This is a genomic window from Paenibacillus sp. TY11 (assembly GCF_059772165.1).
Map to the genome: position 1 here is coordinate 166,031 of NZ_JCBAIQ010000001.1, position 23,315 is coordinate 189,345.

The 23,315-nt window shown below is 41.7% G+C and carries 3 protein-coding genes and 1 pseudogene; all 4 read right to left on the reverse strand.

The window, feature by feature from the left end; translation table 11 throughout:
* Positions 1-120: 120 nt before the first annotated feature.
* A pseudogene (locus AC6EJC_RS00770) lies at positions 121-536 on the reverse strand (glycosyltransferase 87 family protein); the annotation flags it as partial.
* A gap of 299 nt (positions 537-835) precedes the next feature.
* Positions 836-8,410 (reverse strand): non-ribosomal peptide synthetase, encoded by a 7,575-nt coding sequence (locus tag AC6EJC_RS00775; protein WP_444952293.1) that lies wholly within the window; start codon positions 8,408-8,410, stop codon positions 836-838.
* 27 nt (positions 8,411-8,437) lie between these two features.
* Entirely contained in the window at positions 8,438-16,069 is a 7,632-nt protein-coding gene (locus AC6EJC_RS00780; protein ID WP_444952294.1) for a non-ribosomal peptide synthetase, read from the reverse strand.
* A 22-nt stretch (positions 16,070-16,091) separates the two neighbouring features.
* Positions 16,092-23,090 (reverse strand): non-ribosomal peptide synthetase, encoded by a 6,999-nt coding sequence (locus AC6EJC_RS00785; RefSeq protein ID WP_444952295.1) that lies wholly within the window; start codon positions 23,088-23,090, stop codon positions 16,092-16,094.
* Positions 23,091-23,315 lie beyond the last annotated feature (225 nt).

Here is a 23,315-nt window from a genome sequence, read left to right on the forward strand (position 1 = left end):
TTTCAGCATGAAGAATAACAAAAAAACCGCTTCTTTGGTTTATGATTATGGTTGGTGTATCGACCACTTCCATTTCGCCAAAGGGCGGTTTTTTGGAATATATTTACAATTAACTATCTTTCAATCATTCGCTGTGTTCACACCTTTGGAAGACGCTCCCCATGCAGACTGCGCTAGAGGAAACTCCGACGGAACCGGGTCCTTGGAAGGAGCAGGCTGAATCGTAGTCGATTTGGAGCAATCCCACACTACTTTAACCAGATACCCAAACAGCAACACATTCAACAACGAGGTCACACACAATATAACACCATAATGATCCTGAGAATTGGAGCTATAGAAAATATCGAAGGTGTTCAGGAAAATCGTGAGACTGAATCCACCTGCAAGCCACAAAAATCTGCGATCCCGCAAATACAGAAACGCCAGTACCGCCAACGCCGCCGCAGGGAACAAGTACCGTTCATGCATGCTGGAAGCGAAGGTAAATACACCTGCAATTAGCACCAGTGCAGCTGAACAGCCGCAGACTGAGACGCAGAACTACCTGAATAACTCCATAACGAAACGACACTAACGACAGCACACAATATGAGGCTAAATAGAAGTATATATTTCAGACCGTTCGCTTTCCAAACGTTCAAATCCGATGCACCTCTCTCTGTTTCTATTTTCCTCATATTGTATCTGCTTTAGCTTAGAGCATGGTGAGTTCTGGCTGAATGTTGGCTGAATATGGATTCGTCGCGTCACAAAAAAATCCCCTCCAAGTTCACTCACTCCTTAAAGGTTTTAGGAGTGACAACTTGAGGGGATTGTATTCAATCAAACTTCATTAGACTTTTTGTAATCCTTTATGAACACAATGATCAATGATATCCGACAGACTTTGCTGATATTTCAAGGTTAGTGCTTCCATAGTACGACGGGTAAACAATCGCTGATTAAATCGCAAAGAGTAATGGAATATTCCATTTACGATAAAGGCGTTCATCTCGAGATTGTAGGGCCACTGCATATCCTGATGAATAAGTTCACCCATAGGCATAGGGGAAGAAGTAATCTCTTCACGCTGTAGTCCATCCTCGAACCGTCCCAAGTAATTAAATAATATCTCTGGAGATAAAGTGAACTCAAGATCCTCCTTATATTGCGGTTCCGTCAGATATTTTAGAATACCATAGCCAATTCCATTATGGGGCACTTTAGCATGCGTACGTTGAACCCTTTGAATGAGCTCGCCAGGAGAATCCCCACTGGAATCATAGACTACAGGATAAAAAGAAGTAAACCAGCCTACCGTCCGTGTCAAATTGAGATGTTCTCTGAATTCATCCCTTCCGTGACTTTCTACATCAACCGCTATGTTAGGATTACCCGTCCATTCCTTAATCGTCTTGACCAACGCTGTAAGCAACAAATCGTTGATTTCCGTGTTATAAGCGGAAGAAGCTTTCGTTAATAATGCTTCCGTCTCTTCCTGGGTAAGTGAAACATCTATGAAATCCATATCCTTAAATACATGAGGTCCTACCCCCTCCGCCAATTCAACTGGAAGTCGAGGCACGCTCGCTTTTAATACATTTTTCCAGTAATCTTTTTCCTGCAAAAAGTCAGCGCTATTCGCATATGCAGATAATTCCTGACTCCAAGTCTTGAATGAGGTCGTCTTTGCAGGCAGTTGCAGATCTGGATGATCTTTAAGACCCTCGTACAAATACTCAAAATCCTCCATAATAATCCGCCAGGAGACTGCATCAACAACTAGGTGATGAATAATAATTAGCAAGTGATCTCCATCATTTGCTCGGAATACGCCCAGTTTAATCAGCGGACCCTGTAATAAATCAATACTTTCCTGTAATCGGTTAGCTTCTTGTTCGATCTGAAATTCAACTTTTTCAGACGTGGTCCAATCGAATAATTCAATATCAAAGTGACGACCTGCTTCGCCCGAGTTCTCCTGCACTAAGCCTTCATCTGTGTGTTTAAAACGCATTCTTAAGGCATCATGATGCTTCGTAATTCGCTCAAATGCCTCAACAATGACTTGCGTATCCCAGCCTTTTGGATTATACATCATGACTGCCTGATTCCAATGGAAAGGATTATCGCTCAGGTTGAATACCCATTGTTGAATGGGTGTTAAAGGTACCTCTCCTACCACCATTTGTTCGCCGATGCTTATAGTTTTCTCCCAGTTCAGATTAGAGGCCAGCTCTCTAATCGTCTGGAATTGCATAATATCTTTTATTTTTACGGCATAACCCACTTGTCCCAACCGAGCAGCTAATTGTATGGCTTTAATAGAGTCGCCGCCCAGCTCAAAGAAATGATCATCAATGCCTGTATTCGATATAGATAAAACCTCGCTCCATATGTCCACCAATAATTGTTCTAGCTCATTTCTAGGTGCCACTTTAGATTCGGAGGACTCGTTTGGCTGTGGCAGCGCCTTAGTATCTATTTTTCCGTTGGCAGTTAGCGGCATGGCTGACAGATGGACAAAATGAGCCGGGATCATATAATCAGGCAGTTCCTTGCTCAAAAATTTACGCAGCATAGCAGTCGTAAAGCATTCTTCCGATACATAGTACGCGACCAGAGATACGATACCGTTTACGCTCGTAACCGGAAGAATACAAGCCTCAAGGATTGCTTCATGTTTTAATAGCGCCTGCGTTATTTCCCCAAGCTCAACCCTGTATCCCCTTACCTTTACTTGATCATCAATTCTGCCCAAATACTCAATTTCCCCGTTAGGCAGCCAACGAGCTAAGTCACCTGTCTTGTACATACGCTGATGTTCGCTGAACGGGTTAGGTACAAACTTTTCTCTGCTTAATTCAGGTCGGTGCAGGTAACCTCTGGCTAATCCCGGACCGCTGATGCACAGTTCTCCGGGAACTCCTACGGGTTGCATATGATGATGTTCGTCCACGATATAAACCTCGGTGTTTACAACCGGTCGACCAATGGTAATACGGGAGGAATCTTGATCTAATATGGCCGCTGTAGCACATACAGTGCCCTCTGTCGGTCCATATGCATTCACAAAGGTACGACCCTCACTCCATTTTTCAATAATATCCATGGTACACGCTTCTCCACCTGCTATAAGGGTATGCAAGCTAGGGATCGGCTCATAGGGAAGGGTTCTTAAAAGAGAAGGCGGTAATATCGTTGCATGGATCGTATGCTCTCTTAACCACCGTCCAACCCCATATTCCAACAAAACATTGCGATCCTCAATGACCAGCGTCGCTCCGGCTAAAAGCGCCAGAAAGGTCTCAAGCACTGAGGCATCAAAGCTAAAGGAAAAAAACTGTAATACCCTACTTCCTTCCTTTATGTTAAATGTAGTAGCTAAACTAGAAAAATTGCACAGGCTATGATGCTCAATCATGACCCCCTTAGGCTTTCCAGTTGATCCAGAGGTATAAATGACATAGGCCATATCTTCCGGTCGAGTTATTCTTTCTATGTTGGAAGTATCATGCTCATCTATAGCCTGTCGGTCGTCAATGAATAGAATTCGGTTGGTATCTCCTAAATCGACAGTTATATTATCAATCAAATCCCGCTCTGTGATCAATAATTGAGCTTGACTGTCTTCCATAAAATAGGATATACGTTCAGCGGGATAAGAAGGGTCAATAGGTAAATAGGCAGCCCCCGCCTTTAATACACCCATGACGCTTACTACTCTCAGGCAAGATGGAAACAACATAATACCCACAACCTGATCTCTACTAATATTTCGGCTCCGTAATACTCTTGCTATTTGGTTGGCTTGCTCATTCACTTGTCGATAGGTTAACTTTTCTTCCCGCCATTCCAATGCGATTGCATCCGGAGTTTGGGCAACACGTTCTTCCCACAACTCAATAACAGTCGATTGACGATGATCAGGTAGATTTTCAGGAAGATTAAATTGATGGAGAACCTCATGGTGTTCCCTATCTGTTAGAAGTTGAATATCCCTTATAGAGACGCCCGGATGATCAACTATCTGTAGAATGATTTGCTGAAAATGACCGATAAGACGCTCCATCGTGGCTTTGGCAAACAAACTTTTATTGTAACCCAAATGAATTTCAATCGTTTCGCCTAAACGAATTTCCCACGTCAAATCAAATTTAGCGCTTTGGGTGCCTATTTTGTACTCTTTAAGCTCGATATCCGACATCTGAATATCCAATTCTTCGATATCTTCCAAGGTAAACACGGTATCAAATAAAGGATTTCGACTCAGATCACGTTGTAGTGGTAACTGCTCTAATAACTGCTCTAATGGATAATCTCCATTCTCATAAGTCAACAGCATTTCTGTCTTCACCTGCTGTAGAAAGTCCGCATAGGTTTGCTCGTAATCCAGTTTATTGCGCAAGGGTACGACATTGGCAAACATGCCGACGGTATGATCCAACTGTCCCGTTCTTCTTCCTGAAAGCGGAGAACCTACAATAATATCTTTCTGTCCACTGTATTTGGCCAGAAGTATAGTGTACGCAGAAAACAGTGCCATATACGACGTGACCTGCTCAGATACGGCCAATTCCTTGAGTTTGGCTGTTGTTGCGGCGTCCAGTTCAAAATCCAGCTGATCTCCTTCAAACGTTTGCTGAGGAGGCCGACGATAATCCGTTGGAATATTGAGAGTAGGCAACTCCCCGGAAAAACGCTCCCTCCAAAAAAATTCTTGCTGCTTAAATGCCGATGAATGCACCCATTCCTCTTGCCATATTGCATAATCCTTATAATGAACCTGAATGAGCGGGAGAGCATTCTCTTGATATATCTGTAGTAAATCCTGTATCAATATATTCAGAGACAGTCCGTCACAAATAATATGATGAATATCCATGATGAAAATATGCTTGGTAATGCTTAATTCCAACAGAGCTGTCCGAACCAGCGGAGCCTGGTTCAGTTCAAATGACTGAATAAAGCCTGACGCATGGGATTCCAGCTCTTCCTCATTGGTTTCCATATATAATAGGGGGCAAGAAACCTCGTCATGAACTCGTTGAATAAGTTGGCCATTCTCCAAGTGAAAGGATGTTCTTAACGGCTCGTGTCTTTCCACTAGCTTTTGTACTGCAGCCTGCCATTTTTCTTTATCAATGCTCCCGATAATTTCAACAGCAAAGGGCACATTGTAGCTTATCCCCGCTGGATCCAATTGCTGAATAGAATACAGTCTCTTTTGCTGCGAAGTGACCGGGTATGCGTCACGATGATCATGCGCTTGAATCCAAAACGCCTGCTCTGAATGATCTCTGGAATTAATCAATTTCGCCATTTCGCGAACCGTAGGATTCAGCAATATATCACGGATCGACACTTGGATTTCCAGAGCCTTATGTATTCTGGATACCAGCATAGCCGCTTTAAGCGAATGTCCGCCAAGTTTTAGAAAGTGATCCGTTGTACTTATATGTTGAAAACCCAGCACATCCTGATAAATATTCAGGAGTTTGAATTCCAGCTCATTAACAGGCTCTATAACATGAAGATCCCGTTTCTTCATGTCTGCCGGTTCAGGTAATCCGCTACGCTGGATTTTGCCGTTTGAATTCATGGGCAACTGTTCCATTTCCACATAAAAAGAAGGTACCATATAATCCGGGAGACTATTTTCCATATGTTTACGCAAGTCTTCCAGACTGTAATGTTCTTCCGGAACCAGGTATGCGCATAAATAGCTGTAGCCATCTTTATCTTGCTTGGCTATTACAATACCCTCCTTAACCCCCGGATAAATCAGTAGCTGAGTAGATACCTCATTTAGTTCAATACGGTGACCTCTGATTTTCACCTGGTGATCTATTCTGCCCAAATACTCCATATCACCGTTGGGCAGCCATCTAGCCAGATCTCCAGATTTGTACATTTTTTCTCCTGGTTTAAAAGGGTTATCTATAAATCGTTCCTCAGTCAACTCTACTCGATTCAAATAGCCCCGGGTAACCCCGCCTCCCGTAACATACAATTCTCCAGGAATTCCAATAGGCATAAGATGATGCTGATCGTCTAAAATATAAGCGTTTAAGGTAGCCATCGTAGTTCCAATGTTACTCCTATTGCTATCTATCTCTTCTTGCGTAATCCTCTTGTAGGTTACATGGACCGTAGTTTCCGTAATTCCGTACATATTAATCAGTTCGGTATGCGGGTACTTATGGTTCCATTTCTTAAGTTGGACAGGAGATAGCTCTTCTCCACCAAAAATAATCTTACGAATATGAAGTGGACTCGAATGAGATTCTTCCAAAGCTGACAGCATATTAAAAGCTGAAGGGGTCTGATTCAGGACAGTAACCTTTTCTTCCAGCAGCAATTGTCTAAACTGAGTAGCGTCCTGAGCTGTCTCTCTCGGTACAATAACAAGCCTTCCGCCTTGAAGAAGCGCTCCATACATCTCCCACACAGAAAAATCAAAGCACATCGAGTGGAACATAGTCCATACATCCTGATGATCAAAATCAAACAAATTTGTACTATTGAATAAGAGTTGGACTACATTCCTATGTTCGACCATGACTCCCTTCGGCTTCCCAGTAGAGCCTGAAGTATAGATAATATATGCTCTCGAGCACGGGGTATTTAGCTCTGCCAGCGCTTGTCCCGACTCCTGAGCCCATTGATCATCATGAAGAGCAATCACTTGGCCTGTATAATTACCCGGTATACCGCTAGGATCGTCAACCAATAAAAAGGAAGCCCCGCTATCTTCCAATGTGTACTCAATACGCTCTGTGGGGTAATGCGGATCTATAGGCATATAGGTAGCGCCTGCTTTGATAATCGCTAGTATTCCAACCACCATCTCCAATGAGCGCTCTACGGAAATCGCCACAATGGTCTCGGATGCGATGCCTTTTTGTACAAGATATCTTGCCAACTGATTGGAAGCTTCATCTAGTTCCCTGTAAGTAAGTGTCTGTTGATTGCAGGATAGGGCAACTGCATCAGGGGCCTTCACCACCTGCTTCTGAAATAGACCCGTGATGGTCTCGTCATCAGGATAATCAGCCTGATTCCGGTGACTAAGCGCTAATAATCTTTGCTCTTCCGCCGGTGTAATTAGTTTTATTTGGTCTACTTCGATATCAGGATTACGTAGTACACAATCTATAATATTTTGAAAATGATTAGCCAAGCTTTCTATAAAAGATCGTGTGTATACCTCACGATTGAAAACAAAGCTGACTTCCATCTGTTTTCCAGGCAAAAACACAATGCTCAAATTATAATTATTCTGCTCTACTCCACCGCCTCCATGAATGGCGAAGCCCAAATGATCTCGTAATTCACGCAAAGCATCCAGTGAAGAAGCATAGTTTTCAAACACACAGATATGATCAAACAGTTGTCCCCCACAGTCTGAATGAGCTTGTATATCTGCAAGCGAGCTATACTCGAAGGGCTTGGATTGAATCATTCCGTCATGCATTCTAGCCAGTAGGCTACGGAAGGTATCTCCTGGTTTTTGGATCATACGAACCGGAATAGTATTAATAAATAAACCTACAATACGCTCGATATTGGGAACCTCAGGAGGACGACCGGACACAACTGCGCCAAACACGACATCATCTGTACGGTTATACTTTTGCAGTAGTATCCCCCAGGCTGTTTGTATCACATGATTCAAAGTTGTATGCTGCGTTTGTGACAGTGCCGTCAACCGCTCCGTAGTGGCCTCACTCAATGAGTATGAGAATTCCTCCGTTTGATATACTGCTCCGCTTCCTTTTTTCTGCCGTGGAATCGTGACTGTTTCCTCATAACCTTGCAGATAAGTCTGCCAGTAACGTTCCGCCGCATCGGCATCCTGATTTTTAAGCCACTGAATATACTCGCTATATTTTGTTGTTGATTGATGGGGTGCTGGCTGATTATGAATGAGATTTCCATATACCGTAAGAATCTCTTCAAAGACCAGGCTCCAGCACCATCCGTCCATAACAATGTGATGAAAATTCCATAGTAGAATATACTTGTTGCAGGATGTCTTGATTAGATGTAAACGAATCAGAACATCCTTTGCCAGTTGATAGGGCTTTGCTCGATCTTCCTCTTTATATCTCTCTATAAACAGCTCTTGTTCCGCTTCATTCAGATGAGTAATATCCTGCACTTCCAGCTTTGCTTCCCGATGCTTTAATACAATCTGTATAGGTTGTTTAAGTTTTTCTTGTACAAAGGCAGTCCGCAAAACATCATGCTTTTGAATGACAAAATTAAAGCTTTTCTCCAAAATGAGAGGATTTATATTCCCTTCCACTTGAGCATAACCTTGCACATAATAAGAATTCTGCTGGCTGTCCTTTATGGAATGGTATAAAATACCTTTTTGCATAGGTGTCAATTCGTACATATCTTGAATATTACTTTTATCCATCCGTATGCCTCCTCAGTTATGCAAGCTTTATTTTAGAGCATCGAAAATATCATCAAGCTCCTCCATGCTTAAATCCTCAACTGTAAAATCACTAGGCGTATGTTCAACGATCTCCTGTTCCGAGCAATGCCGTACAATGTCCTTAAGATTGTGAAGGAAGTCTCCGCCGAATGCCTCCATTGTGGAGTGTGAAAATACATCCGCTTGATAACTTAAAATAAACTGCATCTGTCCTTCAAAAAACATCCCGTTTATTTCAATATGCCGAGCTCCATCCAGCGATTCACTATATGCCCGACCTGTTGCATAAGTGGACATCGTAAACTCTTGGGTCCCATGGGTATCTATTTGGCCAAGATAATTAAACAAAATTTGAGGCTGAGGTACAGAGACAAAATCATTCTTTAACGAATCCGGGGTAAGGTACTTCAAGATACCGTAGCCAATCCCTTTTTGAGGAACCTTCCTCAAAGTCTCTTTGACGGTTTTAATCACATCAGATATATCATTTTTCGAAAGCTGGAACAGCACTGGATACATACTGGTAAACCACCCTATCGTTCTGGATATATCCAAGTGATCCATGATTTCTTCACGTCCATGACCTTCCAGACTGACGACAACATCTGAATGATCTGACCATCTTCTAATGGTGAGGGCCAGTGCAGCCAATAAAATATCGTTTATTTCGGTCCGATAAGCCCTAAGAACCGTCGTAATTAATTGCTCCGATACTTTTTCATCCAGCTTGATCGTGATTTCACCAGGCGTTCCACTATCCAGTGAAGAGGGGTGTTTGTCCGGAATTAAAACGACTGGCGCCTGTTGTATTCTTGTCCAATACGGAATTTCCTGAAGAAGTGTCTGGCTTTGTGCGTAATGAACTAGCTGTCGGCTCCATTCCAGATAGGAAGTTGTTTTCTCCGGCAAAGCTATGTCCATTCCACCCACTGCTTGCTCATACGCGGTCGAGAAATCCTCGAACAAGATTCGCCAGGATACTCCATCAATTAGCAAATGATGCACAACAAACAAGAGATAATCCCCGTGCCCCGTCTTAAATTGTCCTAGACGAACTAACGGTCCCTTTTCAATATGGAGCGATCGGTGAAGGATCTCTCCCTGTTGCTGGATAAAGGGTTCTATCTGAGCATCATCATGTATCTCAAAAGTATCAAGCTCGTAAATTCCCGACGACATGGTACGGTTCATCTGATAATACCCTTCGGTATTTGCAGCAAAAACGATTCGTAGCGAGTCATGGTGCTGGACGATACGATCCATTGCCATTCGAATTTCATGACCGTTCCAACCCTGTGGACGATACAGAAGTGCAGATTGATTCCAGTGATTTATATCAGACAGCTTCTGCTCAAAGAACCAATGCTGGATCGGTGTTAGGCCCGCCTCTCCCACTACAGGCTGCTGGCTGATTTTGATCGTTTTCTCCTGAAGATAAGGCATGATTTCCCGTATAGATGGATGTTTTAAAAACGTCGACACCTCGACCTTCCAGTTATGCTTGCTAAGATTAGCCACAAACGTAATGGCCTTAATAGAATCCCCACCCAGTTCGAAAAAGTTATCTGTTACTCCGATCTCTTCAACCTGTAGAACATCGGACCATAAATTGGCCAACAGCATTTCCTGTTCGCTTTCTGGAGCTAGGTAGATGCTCGCTGCAGATATATTAGGCTCAGGCAAAGCCTTGGAATTTAATTTTCCGTTATGATTCAAAGGGAGTTTTTCCAATTGTACAAAATGAGACGGAATCATATAGTCCGGGAGCCGTTCTGCTAAAAACTGTTTGATTTCCGCTTTATCTAGCTGAGTCTCTGATACGTAATAAGCACACAAATAAGGCATATTCATGTGATCATACTTGGTAACAACAGTTCCCTCTTTAACTAGACTGTAATCCAACAATCTACCTGTAATTTCATCTAGTTCAATGCGATAGCCCCTGATCTTAACCTGATTATCTATTCTGCCAAGATACTCAATATTTCCATCAGGTAACCAACGAGCGAGATCTCCCGTTTTGTACATCTTTTGATTAGATGAAAATGGGTTATCTACGAACTTTTGAGCAGTTAGATCATCACGATTAATATATCCTCTGGCTAGACACGTTCCCGAAATGCATAGTTCCCCTGGAACACCAATCGGTTGGAGCTGATTCTCCTGATTGATGATGTATAGCATAACGTTGTCAATAGGTTTGCCAATTGGAACAGTTCTAAGCTCATCCTGCGGAGGACAATCATAAAAGGAAACATCGACCGTGGCTTCCGTAGGTCCGTATAAATTGTATAAGCCTGTAGAAAGGCCTAACCTCTGGAATCTGGACACATGATTGGGCAATAAAGCCTCACCGCTTGTGAATATTCTTTTAAGACTTAAAATCTGTTGAGCATAGGAAGGAATCTCCACAAAGTCTAAAAAGCTATTAAACATAGAAGGAACAAAGTGAATGCTTGTAATGCCATATTGCTGGATAACATCTATCATTCTTTGTGGTGATTTTTCTTCTTCCGGTTTCAGAATACATAAATGGGCACCGGTAAAGAACCACATCAACAGTTCCCACACAGATACATCAAATACATACGGAGTTTTTTGCAAAAATACATCATGTTCCTGAATATTATATTGCTTGACCATCCAACTAATGCGGTTCAATAATGTACCGTGTTCAATCATGACCCCCTTCGGCTGGCCTGTTGAGCCTGAAGTATAAATAATATAAGCAAGGTCATGCTCTTCATTTACAGAAACCAAATTGCTTTTATCACCGCAGTATATTTCGGAATTATCGAGATATACACGCTGAACATCCATACCTTCCAAATGGTCTTTTAGATCCTGTGTGGTCAGTAATAGGCTCGTTCCACTGTTTTCAACCATGTACTTTATGCGATGACTCGGAAAATCCTGTGAAATAGGCATATAAGCAGCGCCTGATTTGAGGATAGCCATAATGCCAATCATCATCTCAAAGGAGCGTTCTGTCATGATGCCGACTACACTATTTCGGGTAATTCCGTTTCTTTGCAGGTGCCGTGCCAGTTGATTAGCACGTTCGTTTAGCTCCGCGTAATTCATGTACTGACCATCATAAATTAAGGCCGTGCTATTCGGGCTTTTTTCAGCCTGCTCTTCGAAAATACGATGTACTGGCCTAAATGAAGGATATACGACCGCCGTGTCATTGAACTCTGATAATATCTTATGCTTCTCTGCTTTCGTAATCAGTTCCATATCGCCCAACACATGATCGGGATGGTCTAAAAGTTGATCTAAAAGATGCATAAAGTGAGTTGACATGCGTTCAATGGTATTTTGTTCAAACAATTGCGTACTATATTCAACAAAAACCTGTATATCCGTCGAGTTCACCTCCTGGATGTACCAGGTCAAGTCCACCTTGGAATGATTCCATTTCATAGGAAGTGCTGAAAAATGGATCTCTGCATCTTGGCTGATCTGAGTATCCGGGTTCTCAAATACGAACATTGTATCGAACAGTGGATTTCTACTTATATCCCGGCGGATGTTAAGCCGTTCCAGCAGCTTTTCCAGCGGATAATCCTGATTTTCCATAGCTGCAAAAACAGTTTGCTTCACATTCATTAAGAATTGCTTGAACGTGATCGACGGGGCAGGGAAACTACGAATTGCCAACGTGCTTGCAAACATACCGACCACAGGTTCTACATCAAAATGGGAACGGCCTGCTGTATTGGTTCCTACAACAATATCCTCTGCCCCCGTATATTTAGCCAAAAGTACGTTGTATACCGTAAGAAGAACCGTATATACAGAGACATTATACCGTTTCGCAAATTCTTTTAATTTTTCCGTTACATGCGGTTCTACTTGAATATCATAAATATTCCCTTCAAATTGTTGCACAGAGGGACGCGGATAATCAGCAGGGATATCAAGGGTAGGTAAATCCCCTTGCATCTGGTCTAACCAATACTTCTCTTGTTTTTTCATTTCATCATGCTCTGCCAGTTGCTGTTGCCATACCGCATAATCTTTATATTGAATACGCAGCTCGGGAAGACTTTCACCCCGATATAATCTCATCATCTCATCAAGCAGAATTTCGGCAGACAAACCATCGAAGACAATATGATTAATATCCATAAGTAAAAAGTGACGCTGCGTATTCAGCTTGATAAGCTTGACGCGAATCAGAGGCGCTTCATCCAGCTTGAATGGCTTCATAAATTGCTGCATCCACAATGTCGCTTCTTCGGTGGTCGACTCCATATACTCAACTCGAAAATCCACCTGTTCATGAACCTTTTGTTTAAGCTCACTTCCGATTAAATGAAAAGATGTGCGTAAGGCTTCATGCCGATTTACCAGGCGCCCAATTACCTCTCTTAATCGGGCTGCGTCTAAATTTCCTTCCAGCTCAAAAATAAAGGGAATGTGATAGCTGGTCCCTATACCATCTAATTGTTGAACTGAGTACAATCTTTTTTGGGCCGAAGATACCGCATAATACTCCGCTTTCGGCACTGGAACCATAGCGGGGTAAGCTGCAGTCATTTTAGCCTTCATCAGATGCTTAACCAGTTCCCGAATCGTGGGATAGGTCATAATCGTTTGTAAAGAGACCTTGATTTTTAGTGACTTCTGGATTCGCGATAGCAGCATCAGGGCTTTTAAAGAATGTCCTCCTATCGCAAAGAAATGGTCGGTTACACCAATATTCGTTCTACCCAAAACTTCCTTCCATATTTGAAGCAATGCCTCCTCCGTCGGGTTGATCGTAATCTCTCCCGAGTACGCATCAATTGTTACAGGATCAGGTAACTGCTTCTTATCTATTTTTCCGCTAGGTGTCAGCGGGATGGACTGGATAACTGTAAAATGGGAAGGTATCATATACTCCGGCAATTTCCTTTTCAAAGCCGCTCTAAGCTCATCTTGTCGAATATCCCGCTGATTCGTTACGATATAGGCACACAACTCCTGCTGTCCCATCTCTGCACCGTAAATGATAACCACAGCATCTTTTATATAGGGCTGCTCGCGTAATACAGCTTCAATTTCACCTAACTCAATTCGGTAGCCTCTTATTTTGGCCTGCTTGTCCATTCGACCTAAATATTGAATACTTCCATCCTCTAAAAATCGGGCCAGATCACCAGTTCGATACATTTTTTCCCCTGGTCTGAACGGATTGGGCGTGAATCTCTCCACAGTGAGCTCCTCTTGCTGCCAATACCCTCTAGCAAGTCCCTCTCCGCCAATGCACAACTCCCCTGCTATTCCAACGGGCTGTAGCTTGCCATCTTTATTCACGATATAAGCCAGCTTATTGTAAATAGGCTTGCCAATATGGATCGTTTCGGGAGGACCCTCGAATACAGCATGTGTCGCATCAACAGTCGTCTCCGTGGGGCCGTAAGCATTCAAAAAGACTCTGCCTTTTCCCCACATCTCGACGACACTTGCCTCCACCTGTTCTCCTCCTGTGGAGATCAGTTTCAAATCTGGTAATTCCATATAAGGAAGTATCTTCAGCATAGAGGGTACAAACTGTATAGACGAAACTTTTTGATCTCTTACGTAATGCATGAATGGTTCGCCTGATAGCATAAAATCTTTATCTACAACAATTAAGGTCGCCCCATGCAGCAGCGTTAAAAAAATCTCTCCGACTGACGCATCAAAGCTAAGAGAAGCGGTTTGTAAAACACGCTCCCCGTGCTTGATATGATAAATATCAGCGACCAGACTATAATTATGCAGAGCCTGATGGTCTATCATGACTCCCTTAGGCTTACCTGTAGATCCCGATGTGTAAATCATATACACCAGATCTTCCGCTCGGTTCACGTTCTCTATGTTCTCTCCATTCCCCTTGAACATCAAAGGGTCGTCGATCCATAGGGTATGTCCCCAAAAATGGGAGTGGGCAGATGTATTTCTGTCACGAATTAAATATGCTGCCCCGCTATCTCTCAACATATGTTCTATTCGTTCTTCGGGATAGGAATGGTCGATCGGTAGATAGGCAGCACCTGCCTTGATAACAGCCAAAATGGCTATAATCATCTCTATAGAACGGTCTGTCATGACGGCGACAAATTCATTACGTCGAACTCCCAACTCCCTTAAACGTTCGGCGACCTGGTTTACCTTGAGGTTTAATTCGTAATACGATAGGGAGGTATCTCCGTATACAACTGCTTCCGTATGCGGATAGCGTCCTACCTGCTCCTCAAACAGCTCCTGAATCGTTTTATGTTTTACAAAATCCCGACGTGTGTTATTAAATTGCTCCAAAATCTTCCTTCGCTCAGCATCTGAAATGATATCCAATTGACTCGCATTCATAAACGGATCTTGAGCAAGTTGAAAAATCATATTATGAAAATGGCTACTGATTCTGCTAATAAAGGACTCACTATACAAATAGGTGTTATACGTAATAACAACCTTCATGCGTTCTCCCGGATAGACCGTAACATCCAGATTATAATTAGTCTGTTCGAAAGCCTCCATATTTGTTATTTCGAAGGGTAGGCCTGCTTGCATATTTAATAGTTTCATATCCAACGGGTAGTTTTCAAACACAACCACATGATCAATGATATTGCTTCGGTGTCCCGAATGCTCCGCAAGCTCTGACAACGATACATAGCTGTACTTCTCGGAATGTACAGCATGCTGCTGTACATTCCGCATCATATCTGCAATACTTTGCCCCTGTTGACTACTTATTCGTACTGGGACTGTATTAATAAACAAACCTACAATACTTTCGATATGCTCAACGTCCGCAGATCTGCCTGATACAACCGCTCCGAATACTACATCGTCGGTATTATTGTACTTTTGCAACAGAATTCCCCACAACGTTTGAAATGCTGTACTGAGTGTGACCTGATTCTGTTTTGCGATCTCCGACAATAGAGCTGTTGCTTGCTCGCTCATCTCAAATATACTGGTCCCTGCTTGATACTGCGTCGAAATTTCTGCTTTATCGCCAGGCAGAGAAACATATTCATCATAATCTCGCAAATAATTTTCCCAGTATGCCAGAGGCTGTTCGTAATTCTGTTGTTGTAGCCACTTAATATAGCTACTATATGGAAATGCATGATCAACATAAATCGGGTTACCACTCAAGGATTCATGATAAAAACGCAGCAAATCTTTTAGTACAAGCTCAATACACCATCCATCCATTAAAATATGATGATGACTCCAGATAAGCTGGTATTCCCGTTCATTTAATTGGAATAGGGCAAATCGGATCAGAACATCCGACTGAAGATCAAAACCGTTTTCTCGATCCTCAAGTTTAAATTTCTCCATATAAAGCTGTTGTTCTGATTTCTCCATATGTGATAAATCCATGAAGGTTAATGTGGTGGAGCGTTCCTTCAAGACGAGCTGAATGGGTGTATTGAACGAACTGTGTATAAAGGCTGTTCTTAGAATGTCATACTTCTGGATCAATGCATTTATACTCTTTTCCAAGACAGGAATATCAACTGAGCCCGTAATAGATAAAACCATTTGCTCAAAATAGGCACTTGATTTGGAATCTTGTAGATAGTGATACAGAATACCTTTCTGCAGAGGAGATAGCTCATACATATCTTTAATATTCTTCTTATCTATCATTGCCAGCACCTCGATACCTGTTTTAGTTTAAGGAGTCCAGGAATAAATCCAGGTCCTCTTGATTGATTCCTTTGGCACTAAAATCGCTTGATGTTAGTACCTGCTCCTTTTTCTCCATGCAATACTGAATAATGCCGTCCAAACTCGCTTGAAATGTCTCGACGAGCCTATCCATCGCCTGATTAGTATATAAGTTAGGATCATATCGAAATTCCAACAGTAAGTTCTCTTGACTAACAGCCCCATTAATCTCTAACTCTGCTGTCATCGGTGTAAGTGGACTTATTGATTCTCCGATAGAAATGGAGGATTGACCCAATCCCTGTAATAAAGCTCCCGTATCAAATACACCTAAATAGTTAAAGCTGATTCCCGGGGATGGACTCGCCGAATAAGTTGCTGTGTCAGCATGTATATGCTTCATAATTCCATAGCCCATGCCTTTATTAGGGATGCTTCGCAGTGTATTTTTGACCGCTTTAATGACTTCCCCTATCTCCAGATTGTCCAATCTGAAGATAACTGGATAGATGGATGTAAACCATCCCAGTGTTCTATTAATGTTAATTTCCCTGTGGATATATTCTCTTCCATGGCCTTCTAAGGCCACGGGTATCGTTGAGTTTGATGTGCATTGAGTTACGGCCAATACAAGAGCACTCAGCAAAATATCATTAACTTCCGTGTTGAATGCACGGTGAACCTGTGTCAATAGATGCTGTGTTGTTTGAGTCGGAAACATGACTGAAATTACCTTGCTATCCTGCATCGTGCATCTAATGGCACTTTTCCGGTTCTTAGGGAGCTGTTGCCGCATAAGCTCATCCTGTTTTTTCCAGAAACCAAGCTCATTCTGGAATTGTTGTGTATTCGCATATTCCTGTAATGCATGGCTCCACTCCTTAAACGAATCCGTTTTTGCAGGAAGGGGGGCGTCAGGATTATTTTCAAGCTGTGTATATACCTGGTTAAAATCCTCTAGGAAAATACGCCAGGAGACCCCATCAATCACCAGATGATGAACAGCTATAAACAAGTATTCGTTTTCAGGTGTTTTAAAAAGTCCTGCTTGCATTAAGATACCTTCAGAAAGATTCATACTTTTTTGCAGTCTAATCGTTTCCTTCTTAATGCTATCTTCCCAGTCCACCTTCGTTTGCCAATGGAAGACATGGAATTCAAAACTCTTATGATCCAACCCTTGATTCATTTGAATAACTTGATCTCGTTCCTTAATAAATTTCATACGCAGCGCATCATGGTGCTCAATCAGCTTCATTAAGGACCTTTCAACCCGTTCTTCATCCCATATCGTATCCGCTGGAAGAAGGATAGACTGGTTCCAGTGCTGCTCTTCAGGAAATCCCTGTTCATAAAACCAGCTTTGGATCGGTGTTAGTGGCACCTTCCCTGTAATAGCCTGTTGTTCCGACTCCTTACGGATAGGATGTACGTATGGGGCTAATTCTAAAATGCTCGGATACTCATAAAGCCTTTTTAAATCCAATTTATAGCGGTGTTTACTTAATTGAGCCGCAATTTGAATACCCTTGATTGAATCTCCACCCAATTTGATAAAATGATCCAGCACACCTATACGATCAACTTTAAGAATCTCTTGCCAGATGGATACCAGAAGGGCTTCTATTTCATTAGAGGGCGCAACGTAGGTTGAAGCCTCTGAAATATCAAAAGTAGGATCCGGCAAAGCTTTTCTGTCTATCTTCAGGTTCGGCGTCAAAGGTAGTGAAGATAGTGCAACAATATAGTTAGGAATCATATATTGAGGCAGCCGCGCACTTAAATATGTCCTTAACTCTTCACGGATATTGTCATCTTTCAGTACGACATAAGCAGCTAATTTAGTGTGCCGCTCTTCCTGTCGATCAATAACAATCGCTTCTAGGACACTCGGATGCTTTAAAAGCGTCTCTGTAATCTCTTCCATTTCGATACGATGACCATTAATTTTAACCTGATGATCTATTCGACCCATAAATTCAATAGTACCATCCGGCAACCACCGCCCTAAATCTCCCGATTTATATATTCGACCTTCTCCAAATGGATTATCAACAAATTTCTCCTTGGTAAGGTCCGGCTTATTCCAATATCCCCTTGCGATTCCTGCCCCTCCAATGTAAATTTCTCCAGAGACCCCGATCGGTTGCAACTGCATATTAGGATTCAAAATATATATTTTTTTATTGGGTATAGGCTTTCCTATTGTAATTTTGTCCGTATGTTTGGTGATGGCACCGAGAGTGGATCCGATCGTCGCTTCCGTTGGGCCGTATCCATTAATGAAATTTCTGCCTTCTCCCCATGTCTCTACAAGCTCTTTACTACAAGCTTCTCCTACCGTTGTTATCGTTTTCAAATGAGGTAAGCTTTTGTATTCTACTGCTCTCAGCATGCTCGGTGGGAGAATAGCTGCTGTAATTTTCTTTTCCCGAAGCATATGCACAAGATCTGAAATAATGTTCTCCTTTTTCTCCACATATAATGTAGCGCCGGAGAGAAGGGTCTGAAAGATTTCAGCGACTGATCCATCAAAACTAAAAGGAGCAAATTGTAAAACTCTTGAATCTTCATGAATGCCCAATGTAGGAGCTGCCAATAAAAAGTTACTTAATCCCTGATGCTCGATCATGACCCCTTTCGGATTTCCAGTAGATCCGGATGTGTAAATCATATAAGCCAAGTCATAAGCTGTATTTATATTTAGCAGGTTATCCATGCCCGTTTTTGTTTCGTAATCTGATAGCTCCACATTCAGAACTTCTCCCGAATAATCAGTAGGTACCTGGACGTCCAAATGAGTTAATAGCCATTGGGCTCTGCTATCTTTCAACATATATTGTATCCGCTCGGCAGGATAGGTTGGATCAATCGGCATATAAGCCCCTCCTGCTTTAAGTACGGCCAATACTGCGACAACCATCTCAATAGACCTATCCATCATAATACCTACAAATTGCTCACGTTTTACTCCAAGTTCAAAACGTAATGTCTGAGCCAGTGAGTTTGCCCATTGATTGAGTTCCAGATAAGTGACATGCTGTTCACCACAAACGATCGCAGTATGGTTATGTCTGGATGCTGCTATTTCCTCAAATAATTGATGAACGGCCTTATGCTCAGGATAGGGCTGAAAAGTGTCATTGAAATCACCTAGTACAAGCTGTTTCTGACTCGCCGGCAGTATCTCCAAATCCAGCAGTTGAACCTCAGGTGAGCTAGCAATTTGTTTCAGTATAAAAATAAACTGCTCCGCCATTCTGGCAATGCTTTCACTTTGAAACAAGGCCGTGCTGTATTCAATGGAAAAGCTTAAATGTTCTCTTCCATAAAATTCCCAGGACAGATCAAATCTCGATTGGTTACCGGCCACATTGAGCGGTTCAACGACTGCACCCTCTATAATTAATTCGTGGTGATCCATATTCTGCATAATGAGCATGGTATCGAATAGTGGATTTCGACTGGCGTCCCGTTTCTGCTTTAAGTTCTGAACTACTTTTTCGAATGGATAATCCGCATGTTCAAATGCCTGTAGTGTTGTCTCTTTTATCGTTAACAGCAACTCCAAAAAGGTCTGATGCCCATTAGATATATTTCGAAGAGCCACCGTGTTTACAAACATGCCTACGGCATTATTCAGTTCAACATGATTACGGTTTGCGACAGCTGTTCCAACAATAATATCATCCTGTCCGCTCCATTTTGACAGGAGTACATGATAAGCTGCCAATAAAACCATAAAGGTAGTCGTGCCACTCTGTTCTGTTATTCTTTTAATATCAGTTATCAAGTCATGATCCATTTCAAAATAACTTCGACTTCCCTCAAAATCTTGCTTAGGAGGACGTGGACAATCGGTCGGTAAATTTAATACCGGAAGTTCATCTGAGAACTTCTGTTGCCAAAATTCAGCTTTATCAGCATACTCGGCCGTTTGGATAACTTGATCTTCCCATACAGAATAATCCTTGAATTGATAGAGATTGAGAGGTAGTATTCCCCCCTGATACAATTCAGATAGTTCTTTATAAAACAGATTCATGGACATACCATCCATAACAATATGATGCGTATCCATAATGAATATATATTGCTCGGGCCCGCTTTCTAGCAGAAATGCTCGAAATAATGGAGCCTTTTCCAAATTAAAGGGTTGGATATAAGATCGAATACGATCATAAATTTCCTCCAGATGGTTAATACTGCAATTCTCCAGTCGGATTCTGGCTTCAGGATGCACCTTCTGAACGAGCTGTCCATCCACATAATGAAAAGTAGTACGAAGACTTTCATGTCTCTGGATCAAGGAATTAATAACTTGCTCCAAACGTTGATGGTCTACCTTCCCCTGAATATAGTGGACAGAAGTGATGTTATATCCGCAGCCCTGTTCATCCAATTGTTGAATGGTATAAATAGCTCTTTGAGCCGCTGATACCGGATAATACTCTCTTTCTTCACAAGACTTCAAAGTAATCTGTGAATGCGAAAGATCTTGATAAGCCGTTTGAATATATAGAGCCAATTGTTTAATCGTAGGATGTTCAAAAAATTTCCGTATAGATACTGAAATCCCCCACTCTTTTTTCACTTGCGAAATAAGCATCATCGCATTGAGAGACTGTCCACCCAGATCAAAAAAATTATCATGAATCCCGATGCTCGCATTTTGAAAAATCCCACTCCACATTGTTACCAGCTTTGCTTCCGTTTCACTTGATGGAGCCTCATAGTTTGTCCGCGTCGAGGGCACTGGTAAAGGAAATGACTTTTTATCAATTTTCCCATTAGGAGTTAATGGAAATTCATTCATAGCAATATATTGGGATGGAACCATATAAGCAGGAAGCTCAGATGAAAGATACTCTTTGAGAGTCGTGATTTCCTCTCTGTTTTGAGATATATAATATGCACACAAATCTGTATAGTGGCCTTCATTATCTGTTAGCGGCAATACAATTACCTGATTAATTTGAGGATGTTGAGCTATAGACTTCTCAATCTCCTCCAGCTCAATACGATGTCCTCTAATTTTGACCTGATTGTCCAATCGACCCAAAAATTCGATTTGCCCATCTCTAGTCCAACGGACCAAATCGCCGGATTTGTACACGCGTTCTCCATCGAGAAGAGGGTGTTTCACAAATGCCGCTTCTGTGAGTTCTTGTCTATTCAAATAACCTCTGACCAGCCCCTCACCACCTATATACAATTCTCCTGGAACCCCAATCGGCTGGAACTGATCATCTTTGTTCAAGATATACACACTCGTATTGTAAATAGGCCGTCCAATAGGAACAAAATCCAGTTTCATAATATCCGATGTTACAGGGTAATAGGTTGCAAACACAGTTGTTTCCGTAGGCCCGTAAACATGAATAATTCGATCTGCTCCAAGCACCTCAAAAGCCCGCTGTACATGTCTTACCGAGGACATCTCTCCACCAAATAAAATTTTGCGCAGAGACCTTAGGCTGTTTATATCAATATCCACTAACAAATTGAATAATGCGGTTGTCATAAAGGTTACGGTGATTTGCTCCCTTTGAATGAGAGCTGAAAGTTGAGTAGGGTCTAAGAGAGTCTCTTTGGGAACGAGCACCAGTTGTGCTCCATTTAAGAGCGCACCAAAAATATCAAATGTCGAACCATCAAATACATAATTGGAGAGTTGTAATAGCTTATCTTCCGCAGTTAATTCTATGTAGCCGCAATTTACAACTGTTTTAATAATATTAGTGTGCGTCGTCAGTATCCCTTTGGGCTTGCCTGTTGAACCAGAAGTGTAGATAATATATGCCTCATGATGCGGATCTTGTGGTGGGAGTTCGCTCGAGTAGACAGTGTCGTCATTTTGAAGGATTTTATTAACAATGCTTACGGTTACATTATAATTTACTGCTATACTTTCATATTGTTCCTCTACCAACATTAAGGCAGCCTGGCTATCTGAAAGCATATAAGCTATACGCTCCTCAGGATAGGCTGGATCAATGGGTACATAGGTAGCACCTGATTTCAACGCTCCTAAAATACTTATAATCATAAAAGGGGTTCTGTCGTTCATCAGTGCTATGCGATCCCCTGGTCCAATACTTTGACTGCATAAATAGTGCGCTACTGCATCTGATTTGAAATCAAGTTCCTGATAACTCAGGGTTCCTGTCTCAAAGATAAGCGCTGTGTGGTAAGGATTTCTTTGTGCCTGTTCTCTGAACAAATCAATGATGCTTTGATTTCGCGGGAAATCTACACGACTTCCGTTGACTCCCAGTACATAATTTTTCTCTTCCGAACTAATCATGCTCACATCACTCACCAGCGTCTCAGGACTGGATAATACAAGAAACAAAATCCGCTTATACTGTAAAGCCATACTTTCTACAAATTCTTCTGTATAGACATTTGGATTGAACACAAACCTTATCTTTAGATTCTGTTCTAAGGAGGCGTATACACCCAAGTCCTTTTTATGCATCACGTGAAAATTATCTTCATACTCTTGAATGGACTTATTCTGCTCAAAGATAAAAAAATGGGGCGCGTTTGTCTGTTCAAACACAGTATTCGGTGAAAAAAATAGATGTGTCAGTTTCCGTTCATTCACATTCATACGTTCCAATAACTGCGAAATTGTTTCGTTTTCTTTACTACACATTCGAAAAGGAAATATACTTTGGGTTCCTATCTCCCCTTCTTGATGTAAGCTTCTTTCAAAAACAATATCCTCTGAATTCGTATACTTTTGTAGAACAATTCCCCAAATCGTATATAGAAGAGTGGCTAACGTGGTTGCCGTATTTTCACCCTGCTGAACCAGTTTCGTCGTCTCTTCCGGAAGAAGCTCAACCATGAATTCTTTTGTATTTTCATTCTCATTCATACTTTCTATTTTCTGATTAAGAATTTCTACATAATGGTCAAAACCATCCATATATTGCCTAAAAACATCAGTAGCTTCCTTCGGTCGTAATAATCGTTGAATCAAATTATCCATAAAATCCCCCTCTTTTACGAGTTATGAGAATTGAAAAATTTGTCGAAAATCTGTCGAAAAAAGTCTATAAATCTATAAATTCAATTTTTTGTATAATTACATTAACAACTTACTCTTGATGATGTATTTTGTCAACCCAAGTTTTAATAATTTGTATATGTAATATCTTTTGTTTTTAAGGTATAATTTGCTATGTTATTCCAATAACAAAGTAAATTAAGTAGT